This is a genomic window from Flavobacterium tructae (assembly GCF_001853485.1).
Taxonomy (GTDB): domain Bacteria; phylum Bacteroidota; class Bacteroidia; order Flavobacteriales; family Flavobacteriaceae; genus Flavobacterium; species Flavobacterium tructae.
Genome location: NZ_MIKE01000025.1, coordinates 76,538 through 94,459, shown reverse-complemented (window position 1 = coordinate 94,459; position 17,922 = coordinate 76,538). Strand labels below are relative to the sequence as shown.

Below are 17,922 nucleotides of genomic sequence, written 5' to 3'. Positions count from 1 at the left end.
TTTTTCGATCTGTTTAGGCTAACTGCAATGCGAATTCTATCATTTCTTTAAAAGAATTTTGTCTGTCATCTGCTGATAGAGCCTCCTTTTTAAGAATATGATCCGATACCGTTAAAATAGCCAAAGCCTTTTTTCTATATTTAGCAGCTATAGAATACAACGCAGCTGTTTCCATGTCAACTGCCAAAACGCCGTAGGTTTTCCAATTTAAAAAAGGATCGCCTAAATGGCTTTCAGTATAGAAAAAATCAGATGTCAATACTGACCCTGTATGAGCTTTTATCTTATTTTGCTCTGCAATTTCATTGGCCTTTTTTAATAATTCAAAATTCGCCGTCGGAGCAAAATCATTGCCGTTAAATTTAAATTTATTCATCCCGGAATCTGTGCACGCACTCATGGCTAAAACAATATCCATCATATTTACATCATCCTGGATAGAACCACAAGACCCCACTCTTACCAGTGTTTCTACACCATACTCTTCGATTAATTCTGTAATATAGATAGAAATTGATGGCATCCCCATACCTGTTCCCTGTACACTAATTCTCTTACCATTATAGAAACCGGTATATCCTAACATTCCTCTAACCTCATTATAGCATATAACGTCTGTTAAAAACGTTTCCGCTATCAGCTTCGCTCTTTTTGGATCACCAGGAAGTAAAACGAAATCTGCTATATCACCCTTTTTTGCGTTATTATGTGCACTCATATTATTATTTTTTAGATTTATAAACTATATTTTCTCCTCTAATTTACTTGATTTGGATACTATTTCAAGCATAATTCTATAACGGATTTTAATGAAAATCAAAGTGATATGAATAAAAACTAATTTGGAGTTGTTCTTGCTTTCACTTCATAAATCCCTGACAACACCTTAATAGAGGTCCCATAAAACAAAAAACCTCCAAAATCAAATGATTTTGAAGGTGTCTTAAAAAGTGGTGGGCGATGAGGGGTTCGAACCCCCGACCCCCTCGGTGTAAACGAGGTGCTCTGAACCAGCTGAGCTAATCGCCCTATTTTATTAGGTTGCTATCATTTCGTGATTGCGAGTGCAAATATACAGCTAGATTTTGTATTTGCAAGCATTTTTCGAAAAAAAATCAACTAATTTTAACTTAACACCCCTACCCGCTTCATAGTCAATACCTTTTATAAACTATTTTTTATTCGTTCTGTTATTTCGTCAATTGCTCCCAGCCCATCAAAAGTCAAAACTTTAATTTTAGACTTCATATATTCGATTGCAGGTCGGGTTAAAGTTTCAAAAACTTTAATTCTCTTCAGATGGATTTCAACATCTTTATCGTCTTTTCGATTAGACGTTTCGGCTCTTTTTTGTGCTCTTTTTAAAAGTTCTTCTTTTGGAACTTCTATATTAATTACCTTACCTATTTCCATATTCTTTGATGCAACAAGTTTCATCAAATCGTTAACCTGAGGTTCAGTTCTCGGATAACCATCCAAAATAATCCCTTTAGCTGAACTGTTTTCATCCAAAATTTTACTAAAAAGATCTTTCATAATGGAATCAGGCACTAAGTCTCCTTTTTCCTCATATTGAGACATTATTTTTCCGATCTCTGTTTTATTCTGTTTTTCCAGACGACATCGGTCTCCAGTTGAAATATGTTTAAACTTAAGTTCTTCTTTTAAAATTTCACATTGAGTACCTTTTCCTGAATACGGAGGCCCCATTATTACTAATATTTCCATTTATGTGTGTTTTTATTTTTCTTTATTGTCTTCAAAAAAATCCAAACATTGTTTCGACTTTACAAGAAATGCAAATTATTTCATAGACATAAAATGACAACTTAAATTACTTTAAAGATCTTCCTGATAAATAAATCTTTTTTTTGTTTACATAACAATTACACCCTGGTACTTGATGATTCATTTAGAGAAACCACTACTTTTGATGGGATTCCAACTAAATAAAGCAATTAAATCACAACTTAAATTAATTAATAAAAAAATGGAAACCAAAATAATAGATAGTCTTATAAATGCTTTTGAAGCCAAACTGGACATTTTGAATATTTTTATGAATGTGGGTGCAAGCATTGATGAAATAGAAAATTTGCAAAATACCATAAAACAAAAACTGCCAGGATCATATATTCAATTATTAAAAAAATATAATGGAGAAAAACGTATCCTAGGATTTATGGCTGGGTTTGGATATTCAAGCATTGAAGATGTTATAAGAGATTGGGCTTTTTTTAAAAATGCACCAGAAACACAGCCAGCAGGAATCAATCAACTTAAAAAGATAAAAAACACTCTATATTCCCCTAAAAGAATTCCTTTTGCTCATGATGGCTCCGGAAATTTTATCTGCATAGATTATGATCCAAATTTTGATGGAATCTCGGGGCAAATACTGTATTTGCCAGCAGGAGATCCCGAACCAATTTCTGTCATTGCAGATAATTTTGATAATTTTTTAACTCTCATTATTGAAAAAATTGAATCTGAAGAATTAGAGTTAATCGACGAGAGAGAAGATTGGGACGAGGAAGACTGGGATAAAGCTGAGATCAACTTTTGCAAAACATGGAAAGACGACTGGACTGATATAGCAGAAGAGTATAATTCAAAACTTTGATTTTTATTGAATTTTCAAAACTTTCCAATTTCACTTTTCTGTTTATGCAATACCTTAAAACTAACCGTAAGAAACCATAAGACAATTAAAAACAAAGTTCGTAAAACTGATAATCCATAAATCTCTATGAACTTTGTTTTTTTTTTTTTTTAGATTAGTAATAAAAAGACAATAGTATTCTTAGTGGTTCAAATCTGCTTTTCCAGGATTAATCCCATAAAGCTATAAAATAAAAAACCTCCAAAATCAATTGACTTTGGAGGTGGTATTATTGGTGGGCGATGAGGGGTTCGAACCCCCGACCCCCTCGGTGTAAACGAGGTGCTCTGAACCAGCTGAGCTAATCGCCCTATTTTACTAGGTTGCTATCGTTGTTGATTGCGAGTGCAAACTTACGACTAGATTTTGTATTTACAAGCTTATTTCGAAGAAAAATTACATCATTTTGTGAAATAATTTTTAGTAATCTATTTATCAATCTTTTAAAACAGAAATAATTTTCATCATTTTTTGCCATTTAGTTAAAAAACGAAATCTCAAAGCCTAATTTCGAATATTCTTTTGTATTCACTGGCTATAATCATACATTTGCATACCTTAATAGTATACTCAAATGCCTAGATATCAAGAAAACGATTTACCTAAAGCTAAATTAGACTCTAATTCACTTCAAAAAGCACTACGAATTTTTAAATACGGTAAAAATCACAAATGGAAATTCTTTCTGGGATTGATTTTTCTCTTATTAACCAGCGCCACCGCTCTGGCCTTTCCGAAATTAATGGGTATGCTCGTGGATTGCGTTACCAATAAAAATCTCAACAGAGCCAACGAAATTGCAGTTGGACTTATGGTAATCCTTACACTGCAAGCTATTTTTTCTTTTTTCAGAATTTCACTTTTTGTGAATTTTACTGAAAATTCACTTTCAAACATCCGCTTTGCTTTGTATGAAAACTTAGTAAAACTACCGATGTCATTTTATTCTCAAAAACGTGTTGGAGAGCTAAACAGCCGAATCAGCGCTGATATTTCACAACTACAGGATACTTTCACTACGACCATTGCTGAGTTTTTACGTCAGTTGATTCTAATTATTGGCGGATTTGTTATTTTAGGTAACATCAGTCCAAAGTTAACTTTAATGATGCTGGCTATTGTACCCGTGGTCGCTGTAGCGGCAGTTGTTTTCGGAAGATTCATTCGCAAGTACGGAAAGAAAACACAGGATAAAGTAGCCGAAAGCCAGGTAATTGTAGAAGAAACGCTGCAAGGAATAAGCAATGTAAAAGCTTTTGCGAACGAATGGTACGAAATTCAGCGCTATAAAAATAAAATCAAAGAAATTGTAAAAATCGCTATTAAAGGCGGTCAATACAGAGGTTACTTCGCTTCTTTTATCATTCTTTGTCTTTTTGGCTGTGTGGTTGCCGTGGTTTGGTACGGAATCACCTTAACCATTAAAGGTGAAGTTGAAGGCGTAGGAGATTTAATATCATTTGTTCTTTACACCACATTTATTGGTGCTTCTTTTGGCGGAATTGCCGAAATGTATGCCCAAATCCAAAAAGCAGTTGGCGCAACGGAACGTGTTTTTGAATTATTGGAAGAAACTCCGGAGGATATTAACGCCAAAACAAGAACTACTCCAATTGAAAAAATCAAAGGAAACCTTTCCTTCAAAAATGTTGCTTTCAGTTATCCTTCCAGAAAAGAAGTTGAAGTGTTAAAAGATGTAAATTTCACTGCCGAGTTTGGTCAGAAAATTGCGATTGTAGGCCCTAGTGGTGCCGGAAAATCGACTATCTCCTCGCTCCTTTTACGATTTTACGACAGAACATCAGGTGATATTATTGTCGATGGAAAAAGTATTTATGACTACGATTTAGAAGAGCTTCGTGGGAACATGAGTATCGTTCCTCAGGATGTTATTCTGTTTGGTGGAACCATTAGAGAAAACATTGCTTACGGAAAACCGGATGCTACCAATGAAGAAATCATTGCTGCTGCAAAACAAGCCAATGCTTTTAATTTTGTGGAAGGTTTTCCTGAGAAATTCGAAACTTTAGTAGGAGAACGTGGCGTAAAATTATCGGGCGGACAGCGTCAGCGCATTGCAATTGCAAGAGCATTGCTTAAAAACCCAAGTATTTTAATATTAGATGAAGCGACATCATCTTTAGATAGTGAGAGTGAAAAACTGGTTCAGGAAGCATTGGAAGTTTTAATGGAAGGAAGAACGAGTATCATCATCGCACACCGACTTTCGACTATTAGAAACGCCGATAAAATTCTGGTTTTAGATCATGGAAGAATTACCGAAGAAGGTACACATCAGGAATTAATCAATCTGGAGAACGGAACTTATAAAAACTTAAGTAACCTTCAATTCAGTAACTCCTAATCAGAATGTAAGCAGTATTAACTAACCTTAAACCAAAGAAATGCCACATTTAAGAATCGTTTTAATTTTATTATTTATTGTTTTAAACACTATCAATGTTCTTGCTCAGGAAAAACCTTTTAATGTCGTTAATATCTCCAAAGACGGATCACAATACATCAAATTTGGAATGAACCTTCAGGTTTGGGGAAGATATGCCGAATTGAACGAAGGAAGTAAAATTGGTACAAATGAAGTTAGTGATGCCTACGATATCGTCATCAGACGTTTGCGTTTGCAGGCAATGGGAATGCTGACCGAGAATATTTTCTTTCATCTTCAGCTGGGACAGAACAATATTAATTTCACACAAAACAACGGACCTTCAAATGCACCGCTTTCAGTTATGGATGCTTTAGGAGAATATCATTTTAGCAAAAAACTTCATATTGGCGGTGGACTAACAGCCTGGGGAGCCGGAACAACTCGTTATTCAGCAAATAGTTCTTCCTCGCATCTTACTCTGGATACACCCATGTATCAGCAGTTTACTAATATTTCATCGACATTCGGAAACCGAAATCTAAGTATTTATGCTAAAGGTGATCTGGGCAAATTTAATTATCGTGCCGCTATTACCAATCCATACCGAAATACAACTGACAATCTGGGAATCAATTCTTCGGTAAGCACACAAACACCAAGAGCGCAATATGCAGGAATCCTGACCTACTCTTTCTACGATAAAGAGTCACTTGAAGATGCCTACCACAAAGGAACCTATTTAGGAACAAAGAAAATCCTTAATATCGCACTAGGTTATATGACTCAAGCCAAAGCCATGTGGCATTTAACTCCTGATGCAACTATCGCATACGACGATATGAGAATACTGGGTTTTGATGTTTTTTACGACAGTCCGATCAACAGTAAAGGCGCAGCTATAACTGCTTACGCGGCTTTTAACAATAATAACTACGGAAAAAACTACATCCAGTCTGTTAATACGCCCAATCCCGCTATAGGCGACAATTCTCTGATAAACGGTTCAGGTGCCGGATTTATAGGTGTAGGAACCGGAAATATTTATTACGCTCAGTTAGGATATCTTTTTGGAAAATCAGATAACGAATCCAAAAAAGGCCGTTTCCAGCCGTATGCTGCCACACAAATTGCAGACTTAGAAGCATTAGACACTCCAATGGCGATGTATGAGTTAGGTGTAAATTATTACACTACGGGCACTTTGGGACCAAAATTCAGTTTAAACTATCAAAACAGAGCCGTTTATGACAAAAGCCTTACAGGTGCTTACAAACAAAGTGACCGATTAGGAATGGTCGTTTTGCAATGTCAGGTTTCATTTTAATTCAATACCCAAATCTGACAGGCTTTAAAAACCTATCAGATTTACTACATAAATCAAATCAATAAAAAATCCCAAATCCCAATCGTAACAATTGGAATTTGGGATTTTTTTATATTGGAATTTTACTTTAATTTATTTTCCTTTTCTTCTTTTGCGTTCCGCTTTAATCATAGACAATTCGCGGCTGGTTTGACCCGCAACTGAAGTATTCTCTTCTGCACGACGAATCAGGTAAGGCATAACATCTTTTACTGGTCCGAAAGGTAAATATTTCGCAACATTATAGCCGTTCTCTGCTAAATTGTAACTGATATTATCACTCATTCCGTACAATTGTCCAAACCATATTTTAGTATCGTTTTTCGCAATTCCTTTTTCCTGCATGATTTCCATCAATTTATAAGAACTCAATTCGTTGTGAGTCCCAGCAAAAATGGACATACTTTCTAAATGTTCCGCCATATAACGTATAGCAGCGTCATAATTAATATCTGTAGCTTCTTTAGAAACACAAATTGGGGAAACGTAATTTTTCTCTTCCGCACGTTTGTTTTCTTTCTCCATATAAGCACCACGAACGATCTTCATTCCGATAAAGAAACCTTCATTCTTAGCCACTTCATGCAGTTTTTTCAAATAATCCAAACGATCCCAACGGTACATTTGCAAAGTATTGAAAACAATCGCTTTTTCTTTATTGTATTTACGCATCATGTCGGTAACCAAATCATCGGCCGCATCCTGCATCCAGCTTTCTTCTCCGTCAATTAGCAAGGCCACATCTTTTCTGTGAGCTTCAGCACAAACATGATCAAAACGGGCTACTACTCTATCCCACTCTGCTTGTTCTGTTGGAGAAAGCGTTTGTTTCTCGCCTAATTTTTCATATAATTCAAAACGTCCAAAACCGGTTGGCTTAAATACTGCAAACGGAATCGCCAAACGTTCTTTTGCAAATTCAATGGTTTTTAAAGTCATTTCTAAAGCAGCATCGAACTGCTCTTCTTCTTCTTTTCCTTCAACCGAATAATCCAACACTGATGAAACACCTTTAGTAAACATTTTGTCTACCACTGTAATACAATCGTCTTCGTTTACACCACCACAAAAATGGTCAAAAACGGTTGCACGAATCAACCCTTCTACCGGAAGATGCGCTTTAATAGCAAAATTAGTAACAGCGGTTCCTATCCTCACCAAAGGCTGGCTGTCGATCATTTTAAAAAGAAAATAAGCTCTGTCAAGTTCCGTATCACTTTTTAGCGAAAATGCAACCTGAGTGTTATCAAATATTTTTTCCATTAAGGTCAGTTTTTTATGCAAATATAGATAGAGTTTTGAATATTCGTCAATAATCACTACCCTATTTTTCAATATCATTAACAACATTGTTATATTTTTACAGCTTGCAACACAAGAGTTTGCCTCATAACAATCTTTTTGAAAGAAAATTACAGACAAACACCTTAAAACCTTATATAGAATGATTCGTTTTAATATAAATTAGAACAAAACTTTGAATATTATTTAGTTAAAAATGCCTTATTTTGCGGTTTCAATTCAACGACAGAGATATGCAATCTATTCAGGCCAATAATTATCTGGTGCATTTTAACCAAAATGCATACGAAGCTTTAAACCATCACCTAAAAGAAAGTAAATATTCAAACGTGTTTATTATAGTTGATAATCAAACCAATGAGTATTGTTTACCAAAGTTTTTACCTTTATTAGAAACAGATCTGACTATAGAGATCATTGAATTTGAAGCAGGAGAAATCAATAAAAATATTGAAACCTGTATTGAAGTATGGAAAGTCCTGACAGAACTTGGTGCCGACAGAAAATCACTTGTCATTAATCTTGGCGGTGGTGTTGTAACTGATTTGGGAGGTTTTGTCGCTTCGACTTTTAAGCGCGGAGTAGATTTTATCAATATCCCTACTACCTTATTATCTATGGTTGATGCTTCTGTTGGAGGAAAAACCGGAGTAGATTTAGGAAATTTAAAAAACCAAATTGGTGTAATTAACGTACCTCAAATGGTATTAATTGACACACAATATCTTGAAACGCTGCCACAAAACGAAATGCGTTCCGGTCTTGCCGAAATGCTAAAACACGGATTGATTTACGATTCCGCCTACTGGAAGCAGTTTTTAGATTTAAATTCAATTGATTACGCTGATTTTGACGAATTGATTTACCGTTCTGTAGAGATAAAGAATGACATTGTCATTCAGGATCCAACCGAAAAGAACATTCGTAAAGCCCTTAATTTCGGACACACCTTAGGGCATGCCATCGAAGGTTACTTTTTAGAAAGTGAAACAAAAACGACACTATTGCACGGTGAAGCCATTGCGATCGGAATGATACTGGAAAGTTATATTTCACTGCACAAAAACTTAATTTCAGCAGCAGAATATGCCGAAATTAAAACCGCAATTAAGAGTATTTACGACGACGTAAAAATCGAAGAAAACGACATCGATCCGATCCTCGAATTGCTGATTCACGACAAAAAAAATGAGTACGGCTTAATTCAATTTGCCTTAATCGAAGGAATCGGAAAAATAAAAATTAACCAATCGGTTGAAAATAAATTGATTCTAGACGCGTTTCAGGATTATAAATCTTAAACTTTTTTTAATAAAAAAGCTTTGCTTTAGGTATATATTATTTTTTACATTTGCCACGATGAAAACGAACAGTAAACAAAGACATTTTAACTCTTACAGAAACCGCCTCAACAGTTCTTTATTAAGAATGTTGAACCGTTTTTATAATAGTAAAAGTCCATTTTGTTTTGATGTCTTTTTGTGCTCGAAAGCAGAACACGAAAAGCTGGAAATTATATTTGCTAATATTAGGGTTTGAATTTTAGATTGAATTTTCGTCATCTAAATTAAAAATCACATCCTAAATATTAAAAAATAAATGAATACAAAATATTCTGACCTTATCAATCAAACTTACTATTTTCCTCAGGAAGAATTCAAATTAAACAAAGACAATCTACAATTTCACAACATCGATTTGATGAAATTGGTAGAACAATACGGAACTCCTTTAAAGTTTACTTATCTGCCTCAGATTTCAGAGAACATTAATAAGGCAAAAGCCTGGTTCAGAAAATCAATGGAGAAAAATAAGTACGACGCAAAGTACTACTACTGTTACTGTACAAAAAGCTCTCATTTTGAATACATTATGAACGAAGCTTTCAAAAACAACATTCACATTGAAACCTCTTCAGCTTTTGACGTAAATATTGTTGAGAATTTATTAGAAAATGGTAAAATCAACAAAAGTACTTATGTAATCTGTAACGGATTTAAAAGAGACGAATACATTAGTAATATTGCAAGATTGATCAATAACGGACATAAAAACACAATTCCGATTATTGATAACTACGAAGAGTTGGATTTACTTCAGGCTGAAATCAAAGGGAAATTCAAAATTGGAATTCGTATTGCGGCCGAAGAAGAGCCTAAATTTGAGTTCTATACTTCAAGATTAGGAATTGGATACAAAAACATCGTTTCGTTCTATAAAAAACAGATTCAGGAGAATGATAAACTGGAGTTAAAAATGCTTCACTTTTTCATCAATACCGGAATAAACGATACTTCATATTACTGGAATGAGTTGGTAAAATGTATCAAAGTATACATTGCCCTTAAAAGGGAATGCCCTACTCTTGACGGATTAAACATTGGAGGTGGTTTCCCGATTAAAAACTCTCTTGCATTCGAATACGATTATCAATATATGATTGATGAAATTATCAATCAGATTAAAATTGCATGTGATGAAGCCGAAGTAGATGTACCCAACATCTTTACAGAATTTGGATCATTTACAGTAGGTGAAAGCGGTGGCGCTATCTATCAGATTTTGTATCAAAAACAACAAAATGACAGAGAGAAATGGAACATGATTGATTCGTCATTCATTACCACTTTGCCGGATACTTGGGCAATAAACAAACGTTTTATCATGTTGGCAGTAAACCGCTGGAATGATACTTACGAGCGTGTTTTATTAGGCGGTCTGACTTGTGATAGTGACGATTATTACAACTCAGAGCAAAATATGAACGCCATTTATTTGCCTAAATACAACAAAGAAAAGCCACTATACATTGGTTTCTTTAATACTGGTGCGTATCAGGAAACTATTGGAGGATATGGCGGTTTACACCACTGTCTGATTCCGCAACCTAAACATATATTAATAGATCGTGACGAAAATGGCATTTTAGCTACAGAAGTTTTCTCTGAACAACAAACTTCTGACGATGTATTAAAGATTTTAGGATATACCAAAAAGGTTTAAAAAAAAAATACTGCTAAATAAATGTTAATAAATATAAAATTATTAATTTGCAGTATAAACTAAAAGGTTAAACTTTTAATTCAAAAAAAAACAAAAAAACAAGAACAAATGAAAGGACCAATCAGTCAGTTTATTGAAAAACATTATTTACACTTCAACTCTGCCGCTTTAGTAGATGCTGCAAAAGCATACGAACAACAATTGGCTAATGGAGCTAAAATGATGGTAAGTATGGCTGGCGCTATGAGTACAGCAGAAATTGGTAAAATTTTTGCCGAAATTATTAGACAAGATAAAGTACAAATTATTTCTTGTACTGGAGCCAATCTAGAAGAAGATATCATGAATTTAGTAGCACACTCTCACTACGAAAGAGTGCCAAACTATCGTGATTTAACACCGGAAGACGAATGGGCTTTATTGGAAAGAGGATTAAACCGTGTTACTGATACTTGTATTCCTGAGCATGAAGCATTCCGTCGTTTGCAAAAACACATCTACAAAATCTGGAAAGAGGCTGATGATAAAGGAGAACGTTATTTCCCACATGAATTCATGTATAAAATGCTGTTATCAGGTGTTTTAGAAGAATACTACGAAATTGATTTAAAAGACAGCTGGATGTATGCCGCTGCAGAGAAAAATTTACCTATCATAGTTCCGGGATGGGAAGACAGTACAATGGGAAATATCTTTGCTTCCTATGTAATCAAAGGCGATTTAAAAGCCTCTACCATGAAATCAGGAATTGAATACATGACTTTCCTTGCAGATTGGTATCCAAAAAACAGCGCTAACGGAATTGGATTCTTCCAAATTGGTGGTGGTATCGCAGGAGATTTCCCTATTTGCGTAGTACCAATGTTGTATCAGGATATGGAAATGCACGATGTTCCTTTCTGGAGTTATTTCTGTCAAATCTCAGATTCAACAACCAGTTATGGTTCGTACTCGGGAGCAGTTCCGAACGAGAAAATCACCTGGGGAAAACTAGACATCAAAACCCCTAAATTTATTATAGAGTCGGATGCTACAATTGTGGCTCCATTAATTTTTGCTTATTTATTAGATCTATAAGATATATATGAAAAGAGTTATAGTAGACTACGCTAAACTTACCAACGAAATTTTAAACCTTTTGGTAGAAAAATTTCCTGATGGTTATGATGATTCGGATGTAATCCGTTTTAGAAATGCTAAAAACGAATTAGTTGAAGCTGTTGAAGTTCGTACTGAAGATACTATTTATTTGGTAAAAATTAGTACTAAGCTTGCGGACAGAATCGAAAATTATGATGAAGACGATGATATCGACGTAGACGTAGATACAATCGAACCTGTAAAAGGTCTTGATCTTGATGACGATATTGACGACGACGACGATGATGACAATCAGGACAAACCAGATGTTGACAATGGAGATGACGACGATGACGACGAAGACAAAGAAGATATTGCTGACGACGAAGATGATGAAGACGAAGATTAAGCAATCTTTTTCAAGATAATTTAAAGGAACTCTATTGGAGTTCCTTTTTTTATGACTTCAGAAGTCTATTATTTTAAAAAATAAGAAAAATACTATATATTTGCTTTTTACTTTTCTTCCTAATCAATCAACGCCATGACTTCAGAAATTCTACATGCCAAACTAAAGGAAAATTTCGGATTTGAAAAATTCAGACCCAATCAGGAAACAATAATTACTACGATACTTTCCGGTCAGGACACTTTAGCTATTATGCCAACCGGCGGAGGAAAGTCAATCTGTTTTCAACTGCCCGCTTTAGTCTTACCCGGGATCACAATTGTGATTTCTCCACTAATTGCTTTGATGAAAGATCAGGTCGACAGTCTAAAAACAAATGGTATTAATGCCTGCTACATCAACAGCAGTCAATCCAGTCAGGAACAACAATTTTACATAGACAATTTAAAATCAAACACTTTCAAGCTTGTTTACATCGCACCGGAGAGCTTGTCTTATCTGGACGTTGCTTTCAACGAGTTGACAATCAGTCTAATTGCAATTGACGAAGCGCATTGCATCTCTTCCTGGGGGCATGATTTTCGTCCGGCTTATACTAACTTGGGATATTTAAAGAGCCGCTTCCCTTCTACTCCTGTTCTCGCTTTAACCGCTACAGCCGATAAAGCGACCCGAACTGATATTATCAAGCAGCTAAAACTTAGAAATCCAAAAACGTTCGTAGCCTCGTTCGATAGAAAAAACCTAAGCCTCGAAGTACGCCCGGCTTTAGACCGAGTCAAACAAATTGTTGATTTTATTGATAAAAAACCCAATGAATCCGGAATTGTTTATTGCTTAAGCAGAAAAACAACCGAAGAACTTGCAGATAAACTAAAGAAGAACGGAATTACTGCAAAAGCCTATCATGCCGGACTTGACAATAAAATCCGAGCTAAAACTCAGGATGATTTTATAAACGATGATTGCCAGGTGGTTTGTGCCACGATTGCCTTTGGTATGGGAATCGATAAATCTAATGTTCGATGGGTTATACATTACAATTTACCCAAAAATATTGAAGGTTATTATCAGGAAATCGGTCGTGCAGGTCGGGATGGATTACCGGCCGAAACCGTAATGTTCGAAAGTTACGCCGATGTAATACAATTGCAAAAATTTGCCTCCGAAGGATTAAACTCCGATGTGCAATTGGCAAAATTAGAAAGAATGAAACAATACGCGGATGCTTTAAGCTGCCGTCGAAAAATTCTGCTTTCGTATTTCGGCGAACTGGTAAAAGAAAATTGTGGTAATTGTGACATCTGCAAAAATCCACCCACCTTTTTTGATGGAACTATTTTAGCGCAAAAAGCTCTTTCTGCAATCGCGCGTTTAAAAGAATCTGAGCCGTTAGCTGTAATTGTTGATTTTTTAAGAGGCTCGAGAAACGCGTATATCTACGAAAAAAATTATCAAAGTCTAAAAACGTACGGAATTGGATCCGACATTTCCTGGTACGACTGGAATCAATACTTAATTCAGCTGATCAACTTGGGATATCTCGAAGTTGCCTTCCATCAGCACAATAAAATTTTACTAACATCTTTTGCAAAAAAAGTTTTGTTTGAAGGAGAAAAAGTAAAACTAAATACGGTCGTTAAAAAGGTAATCGATAAAAATGAAGTAAAAGAAGCCAATACAAAAACGGCTAAAAATTCTCTTTTCGAAACGCTACGAAAACTACGCTACGAAATTGCTCAGGAAGAAGAAGTTCCGGCTTACGTAATTTTTAGTGATGCCGCTTTGAGACAAATGGAAATCTTACGACCAATGACTGATGAAGAGTTCCTTGCTATCGATGGTGTCGGAAATGCAAAACTCGAAAGATATGGTGCTGAATTTATAAAAGCTATCATTCAATTTCAGAAGGCAAAAAAGACAAGCACGAAAGTTAAAAAAGAAAGTAACACTTATAAGACTACTTTAGAACTTTTTAGAAATGGCGAGACTGTCACAGAAATTGCAGGAAAAAGAAATTTAGGATACACGACAATTATATCTCACTTAGCCAAGCTATATCTTGACGGCGAGGAAATCGATTTAAGTTCGTTTGTAACAAATGAAGAAGTCAAACAATTGCACAAAGCTCAAATCGAACTGGAGTATCCTTCTGCTCTAAAACCCTACTTTGATTATTTTGAGGAGAAAATGAGTTATGACAAAATTCGTTTAGGACTTGCAATTGTGGAACGAAACAAGTAAACCCCATTATTTTGTTATTTCGACCGAAGGGAGAAATCACACTAGAAACTCGGCACAGAATGTCTTCAATCTTTATCGAATCCTGCATATGATTTACTTCGCCTGTTCGTTATCAGTCGAAATGGCACAAGCAAAAAAAATTTGTGAATTGCTTCGCCTGTTCGCTATCGCTTGGGTCGTGGAGGTAAAAATTCATTCCTCCCTTTAATGCAAAAAATAAAAAATCCTGTAAAGTTAAACGCTACAGGATTTTTTATACAAGAACAAAATCTACAAATAACGTTCTTCAAAAACTTTCTGATGGTGTTTTTGATGTCCGATCATTACGAATCCCAGAGCACGTACAGAAATCTGAAGATTAGAAGCTGTACCAATTCTCTTAAGCTGCTCTTCTGACAAACTCTTAAAAAACAACAAATTAGAATGTCTTAAAGCAGAGAGTTCCGTTAATAAACTCTGAATACTTCTGCTATTTGAATCTGTACTAATCGCATAGTCATTCTCTTCAAAACTTGGCAAAGCCGTTTTATCATTTCGCGAGAATCGCAAAGCGCGGTAAGCAAAAATTCTCTCACAATCCATAATGTGCTGGATAATGTCTTTTATTGTCCATTTTCCTTCTGCATAACGATAATCAAATTTATCCATCGGGATATTTTGCACAAATTTGATAAATTCATGCAATGAAATTTCCAATTCTTCAAATAAATTCACCTCTCCGGCTTCTTTGATGTAATTGGCAAATCCGCCAGAATATTCATTTTCTGTTAATAAAGCTGTGTTCATTTTTTATGATTTTTAAGCTGAGTTTCTACTCGCATTTGTATTTCCGAAAAGTGACCTTGTTACTATTTTTTCATATACTTTGACCAATTCTTCATCTACCACACTTTCCTTATTCAATTCATTAATTCTTAACAAAGCATATTGCTGTATTGTCAACAACGGCAACACAATACGCTCTCTTATCTGAATCGATGCTATACCATCAGGGTAATTTTCCATAAGTGTTTTATGCCCTGCAATTTTAAGCAAAAGACGTTTGGTTTCTGAAAATTCGTCATAGATAATTTGCCAGAATTCACCAAATTCAGGGTCATTTTTCATATATGCAGTTAGCGGTAAAAAAGATTTCGCCAATGACATCATACTATTCTCCAACAGTGTTTTGAAAAATAAAGAATCATGATACAAATTTTGAACTTTGTCCCACTGCCCACTTTCTTCAAAATACTTCAAAGCTGAACCAACCCCAAAAAATCCCGGTACATTTTGCTTCAACTGACTCCAGGATCCTACAAAAGGAATCGCTCTCAAATCAGCAAAATCAAGTGATTCTGATTTACTTCTTTTAGACGGTCGGCTTCCGATGTTGGTTTTTGAGTAGTATTTTAGCGTACTCATTTTCTCCAAATACGGAATAAACTTAGGGTGATTCTTGAAACTCAGGTATTTTTCATATCCTAAATCAGCCAATTGTGTCAAAATTTCAGTTTCTTCAACACTTAGCTCATTCTTTTCTTTACTAAAAACCTGATTGGTAACTCCGGCACTTAATAAGTTCTCAATGTTATATCGACAGGAATCTAAAGTTCCGAAATTTGAACTAATGGTTTGTCCCTGAATCGTAATTTGAATTTCGTTATTCTCGATTTTTGGTCCTAAAGAAGCATAAAATTTATGTGTTTTTCCACCACCACGAGCAGGAGGCCCTCCGCGACCATCAAAGAATATTGCTTGTATACCGTATTTTCTTGAAATTTCTGTCAATGAAATTTTTGCCTGATAAATACTCCAGTTCGCCATTAAATACCCTCCATCTTTGGTTCCGTCAGAGAAACCTAACATAATGGTCTGCTTGTTTCCTCTGGCTTCCAGATGTTTAGAATACTCTGAATTAGTATACAATTGCTCCATAATCTGATGTGCATTTTGTAAATCATCAACAGATTCAAAAAGCGGAATAATATCTACCGTCGGATTCTCCCAATTGTTCAGACGAATCATCGCAAAAGTTTCCATAACATTCAAAGCGCTTTCGTTATTACTGATAATGTAACGATTAGCTCCGGATTCACCATTTGCTTGCTGTATGCTTTTAATGGTCTGAACAGATTCTAATGTAGATCTTGTAATTTCATTTTCAAAATCAGCAGAATTTAAGTCTCCTTTTACTTTCGACAAAACCCCTAATTTCTCCTCTTCAGACAAATCAAAGTAATTTTTCGGAAATATCTCTGAACCCGAATTCAGATAAAAATCCACCACATCTTTGAATACAGCATTGTGAATTTTACTGTTCTGACGAATATCTAAGGTCGCAAAGTGAAAACCAAATAGATTAATTTTTACTAAAAAAGCTTCCAGTTCATCTAAATAAAGGGATTGATGCTTCTCTATAATTATGGTTCTGATTTTGTTTAATTGCGTTAATAATTCTTCCAGAGTAATATAAATCTCCCCTTTGGAATAAAAAACAGAACGGTAAAGTTTATGTTCAAGTTCAGAAACCAAAGTATCTACTCCTGAGAAAGTTAACTTTCTTTTTAAACTTCTCATTTCTATATAATAACACTTCAGAATTGAGGTACGCAAACGCTCTGCTACTTTTAAAGTAATATCGGTCGTAACAAAAGGATTTCCGTCGCGATCACCTCCCGGCCAAAAACCCAATTTTATCAATTGATTCTGAATAGAACTCCCCTGAAGGATATTTTTTTGCAAGTAGTGAACAATTTCTCCTGAAGTAGCGTAGAATACATTTTCTAAATACCAGATCAAACTCACCGCTTCATCATATGGATTTGGCTTTTCGTTCTGAATAAAAGGTGTTTTTCCAAGCTGCGCCAGCAATTGTTTGATTTTTAATAAATCATTTGAACGAATAGCATCTTTCAAATCATTTATAATCCCTAAAACAGGCCCTGGATAAAACTGTGTTGGATGTGCTGTTAAAACAGTTCTGACATTAAAGTTTTCTAAAAACTCAATCAACTCCTCATTCTTTTCCTTTGCATCTGATTTTTCTTTAATGTCACGCAACGAACCACGCCCTTCCATATTATTAACTTCCGGAAAAGCAGCATCTTCAATGGCATCAAACAATACAATCTGACGTTCGATATACTGAATAAATCGAAACATTAAATCGATTTTGTCTTTTTCTGAAGCATCATTGAGGAATTTATTAGAGAAGAAATTAACAATCTCTTTAGGAGTTTCCTGCTTTTTAAATCCCGTCTCACAAGTATCTGTAAATAAAGGAAGTAAAACCCCTGTGTTGTCAATCGAATCAAAAGGTAATGTTATAAATACACTATTGTAAATATGGTATTTTGAAAGAACGTCCTGATTGAAACGTTCGATTTTTGGTAACGTGTACATAATTTATGGGTAGTTGGTTGGTTAATTGGTCATAAAAAAACCCCAAGAATAAACTTGAGGTTATATTTAGATATAGCATTCAAGAA

General features: G+C 35.0%; 13 protein-coding genes and 2 tRNA genes. 8 read left to right on the top strand and 7 right to left on the bottom strand.

The features are described 5' to 3' along the window. Window positions 1–13: 13 nt before the first annotated feature. The 3 genes from deoD to BHE19_RS16440 all read right to left on the bottom strand — a co-directional run bounded on the left by deoD (window position 14) and on the right by BHE19_RS16440 (window position 1,728). Window positions 14–718 (bottom strand): purine-nucleoside phosphorylase, encoded by a 705-nt coding sequence (gene deoD / locus BHE19_RS16450; RefSeq protein WP_070908030.1) that lies wholly within the window; start codon window positions 716–718, stop codon window positions 14–16. A gap of 233 nt (window positions 719–951) precedes the next feature. Continuing rightward, window positions 952–1,029: transfer RNA gene (locus tag BHE19_RS16445), tRNA-Val, on the bottom strand. A 135-nt stretch (window positions 1,030–1,164) separates the two neighbouring features. Further along, the gene (locus BHE19_RS16440) at window positions 1,165–1,728 is read right to left on the bottom strand and encodes an adenylate kinase family protein (RefSeq protein WP_070908029.1); all 564 of its coding nucleotides are present in this window, start codon (window positions 1,726–1,728) and stop codon (window positions 1,165–1,167) included. A 262-nt stretch (window positions 1,729–1,990) separates the two neighbouring features. Here BHE19_RS16440 and BHE19_RS16435 point away from each other — a divergent pair, with 262 nt between their 5' ends. Continuing rightward, a complete protein-coding gene (locus tag BHE19_RS16435) occupies window positions 1,991–2,623 on the top strand; it encodes an SMI1/KNR4 family protein (RefSeq protein ID WP_070908195.1) in 633 nt (210 codons plus the stop codon). A gap of 272 nt (window positions 2,624–2,895) precedes the next feature. Here BHE19_RS16435 and BHE19_RS16430 read toward each other — a convergent pair. Continuing rightward, window positions 2,896–2,973: transfer RNA gene (locus BHE19_RS16430), tRNA-Val, on the bottom strand. A gap of 263 nt (window positions 2,974–3,236) precedes the next feature. On the opposite strand from BHE19_RS16430, the gene BHE19_RS16425 reads away from it, so the two are divergent. Then, a complete protein-coding gene (locus BHE19_RS16425) occupies window positions 3,237–5,027 on the top strand; it encodes an ABC transporter ATP-binding protein (protein WP_017498250.1) in 1,791 nt (596 codons plus the stop codon). A gap of 40 nt (window positions 5,028–5,067) precedes the next feature. After that, on the top strand, window positions 5,068–6,375 hold the full coding sequence (locus BHE19_RS16420) for a porin family protein (protein WP_070908028.1): 1,308 nt from the start codon (window positions 5,068–5,070) through the stop codon (window positions 6,373–6,375). 132 nt (window positions 6,376–6,507) lie between these two features. On the opposite strand, the gene BHE19_RS16415 is transcribed toward BHE19_RS16420, so the two are convergent. Beyond that, the gene (locus tag BHE19_RS16415; protein ID WP_017498538.1) at window positions 6,508–7,677 is read right to left on the bottom strand and encodes a proline dehydrogenase family protein; all 1,170 of its coding nucleotides are present in this window, start codon (window positions 7,675–7,677) and stop codon (window positions 6,508–6,510) included. A 272-nt stretch (window positions 7,678–7,949) separates the two neighbouring features. On the opposite strand from BHE19_RS16415, the gene aroB reads away from it, so the two are divergent. The 5 genes from aroB to recQ all read left to right on the top strand — a co-directional run bounded on the left by aroB (window position 7,950) and on the right by recQ (window position 14,452). After that, on the top strand, window positions 7,950–9,017 hold the full coding sequence (gene aroB, locus BHE19_RS16410; protein WP_070908027.1) for a 3-dehydroquinate synthase: 1,068 nt from the start codon (window positions 7,950–7,952) through the stop codon (window positions 9,015–9,017). 298 nt (window positions 9,018–9,315) lie between these two features. Beyond that, window positions 9,316–10,719 carry a type III PLP-dependent enzyme domain-containing protein gene (locus BHE19_RS16405; RefSeq protein ID WP_070908026.1) on the top strand — a complete coding sequence of 468 codons (1,404 nt, stop codon included), beginning with the start codon at window positions 9,316–9,318 and terminating at the stop codon, window positions 10,717–10,719. 108 nt (window positions 10,720–10,827) lie between these two features. After that, a complete protein-coding gene (locus tag BHE19_RS16400; protein WP_017498535.1) occupies window positions 10,828–11,796 on the top strand; it encodes a deoxyhypusine synthase family protein in 969 nt (322 codons plus the stop codon). A gap of 7 nt (window positions 11,797–11,803) precedes the next feature. Beyond that, complete coding sequence (locus tag BHE19_RS22825) at window positions 11,804–12,208, top strand: hypothetical protein (RefSeq protein WP_017498534.1); 405 nt, start codon at window positions 11,804–11,806, stop codon at window positions 12,206–12,208. Window positions 12,209–12,343: 135 nt separating this feature from the next. Continuing rightward, the gene (gene recQ, locus BHE19_RS16390; protein WP_070908025.1) at window positions 12,344–14,452 is read left to right on the top strand and encodes a DNA helicase RecQ; all 2,109 of its coding nucleotides are present in this window, start codon (window positions 12,344–12,346) and stop codon (window positions 14,450–14,452) included. 270 nt (window positions 14,453–14,722) lie between these two features. Here the strand turns inward: recQ and BHE19_RS16385 are convergent, their stop codons facing one another. Continuing rightward, window positions 14,723–15,238 carry a DinB family protein gene (locus BHE19_RS16385; protein WP_070908024.1) on the bottom strand — a complete coding sequence of 172 codons (516 nt, stop codon included), beginning with the start codon at window positions 15,236–15,238 and terminating at the stop codon, window positions 14,723–14,725. A gap of 12 nt (window positions 15,239–15,250) precedes the next feature. Beyond that, window positions 15,251–17,836 carry a phosphoenolpyruvate carboxylase gene (locus BHE19_RS16380; protein WP_070908023.1) on the bottom strand — a complete coding sequence of 862 codons (2,586 nt, stop codon included), beginning with the start codon at window positions 17,834–17,836 and terminating at the stop codon, window positions 15,251–15,253. Window positions 17,837–17,922: the final 86 nt, after the last annotated feature.

Excerpts from the sequence above, each read along its gene's own strand:
- deoD (WP_070908030.1), bottom strand. The coding sequence starts at position 718 with ATGAGTGCACATAATAACGCAAAAAAGGGTGATATAGCAGATTTCGTT.
- BHE19_RS16440 (WP_070908029.1), bottom strand. The coding sequence starts at position 1,728 with ATGGAAATATTAGTAATAATGGGGCCTCCGTATTCAGGAAAAGGTACT.
- BHE19_RS16435 (WP_070908195.1), top strand. The coding sequence starts at position 1,991 with ATGGAAACCAAAATAATAGATAGTCTTATAAATGCTTTTGAAGCCAAA.
- BHE19_RS16425 (WP_017498250.1), top strand. The coding sequence starts at position 3,237 with ATGCCTAGATATCAAGAAAACGATTTACCTAAAGCTAAATTAGACTCT.
- BHE19_RS16420 (WP_070908028.1), top strand. The coding sequence starts at position 5,068 with ATGCCACATTTAAGAATCGTTTTAATTTTATTATTTATTGTTTTAAAC.
- BHE19_RS16415 (WP_017498538.1), bottom strand. The coding sequence starts at position 7,677 with ATGGAAAAAATATTTGATAACACTCAGGTTGCATTTTCGCTAAAAAGT.
- aroB (WP_070908027.1), top strand. The coding sequence starts at position 7,950 with ATGCAATCTATTCAGGCCAATAATTATCTGGTGCATTTTAACCAAAAT.
- BHE19_RS16405 (WP_070908026.1), top strand. The coding sequence starts at position 9,316 with ATGAATACAAAATATTCTGACCTTATCAATCAAACTTACTATTTTCCT.
- BHE19_RS16400 (WP_017498535.1), top strand. The coding sequence starts at position 10,828 with ATGAAAGGACCAATCAGTCAGTTTATTGAAAAACATTATTTACACTTC.
- BHE19_RS22825 (WP_017498534.1), top strand. The coding sequence starts at position 11,804 with ATGAAAAGAGTTATAGTAGACTACGCTAAACTTACCAACGAAATTTTA.
- recQ (WP_070908025.1), top strand. The coding sequence starts at position 12,344 with ATGACTTCAGAAATTCTACATGCCAAACTAAAGGAAAATTTCGGATTT.
- BHE19_RS16385 (WP_070908024.1), bottom strand. The coding sequence starts at position 15,238 with ATGAACACAGCTTTATTAACAGAAAATGAATATTCTGGCGGATTTGCC.
- BHE19_RS16380 (WP_070908023.1), bottom strand. The coding sequence starts at position 17,836 with ATGTACACGTTACCAAAAATCGAACGTTTCAATCAGGACGTTCTTTCA.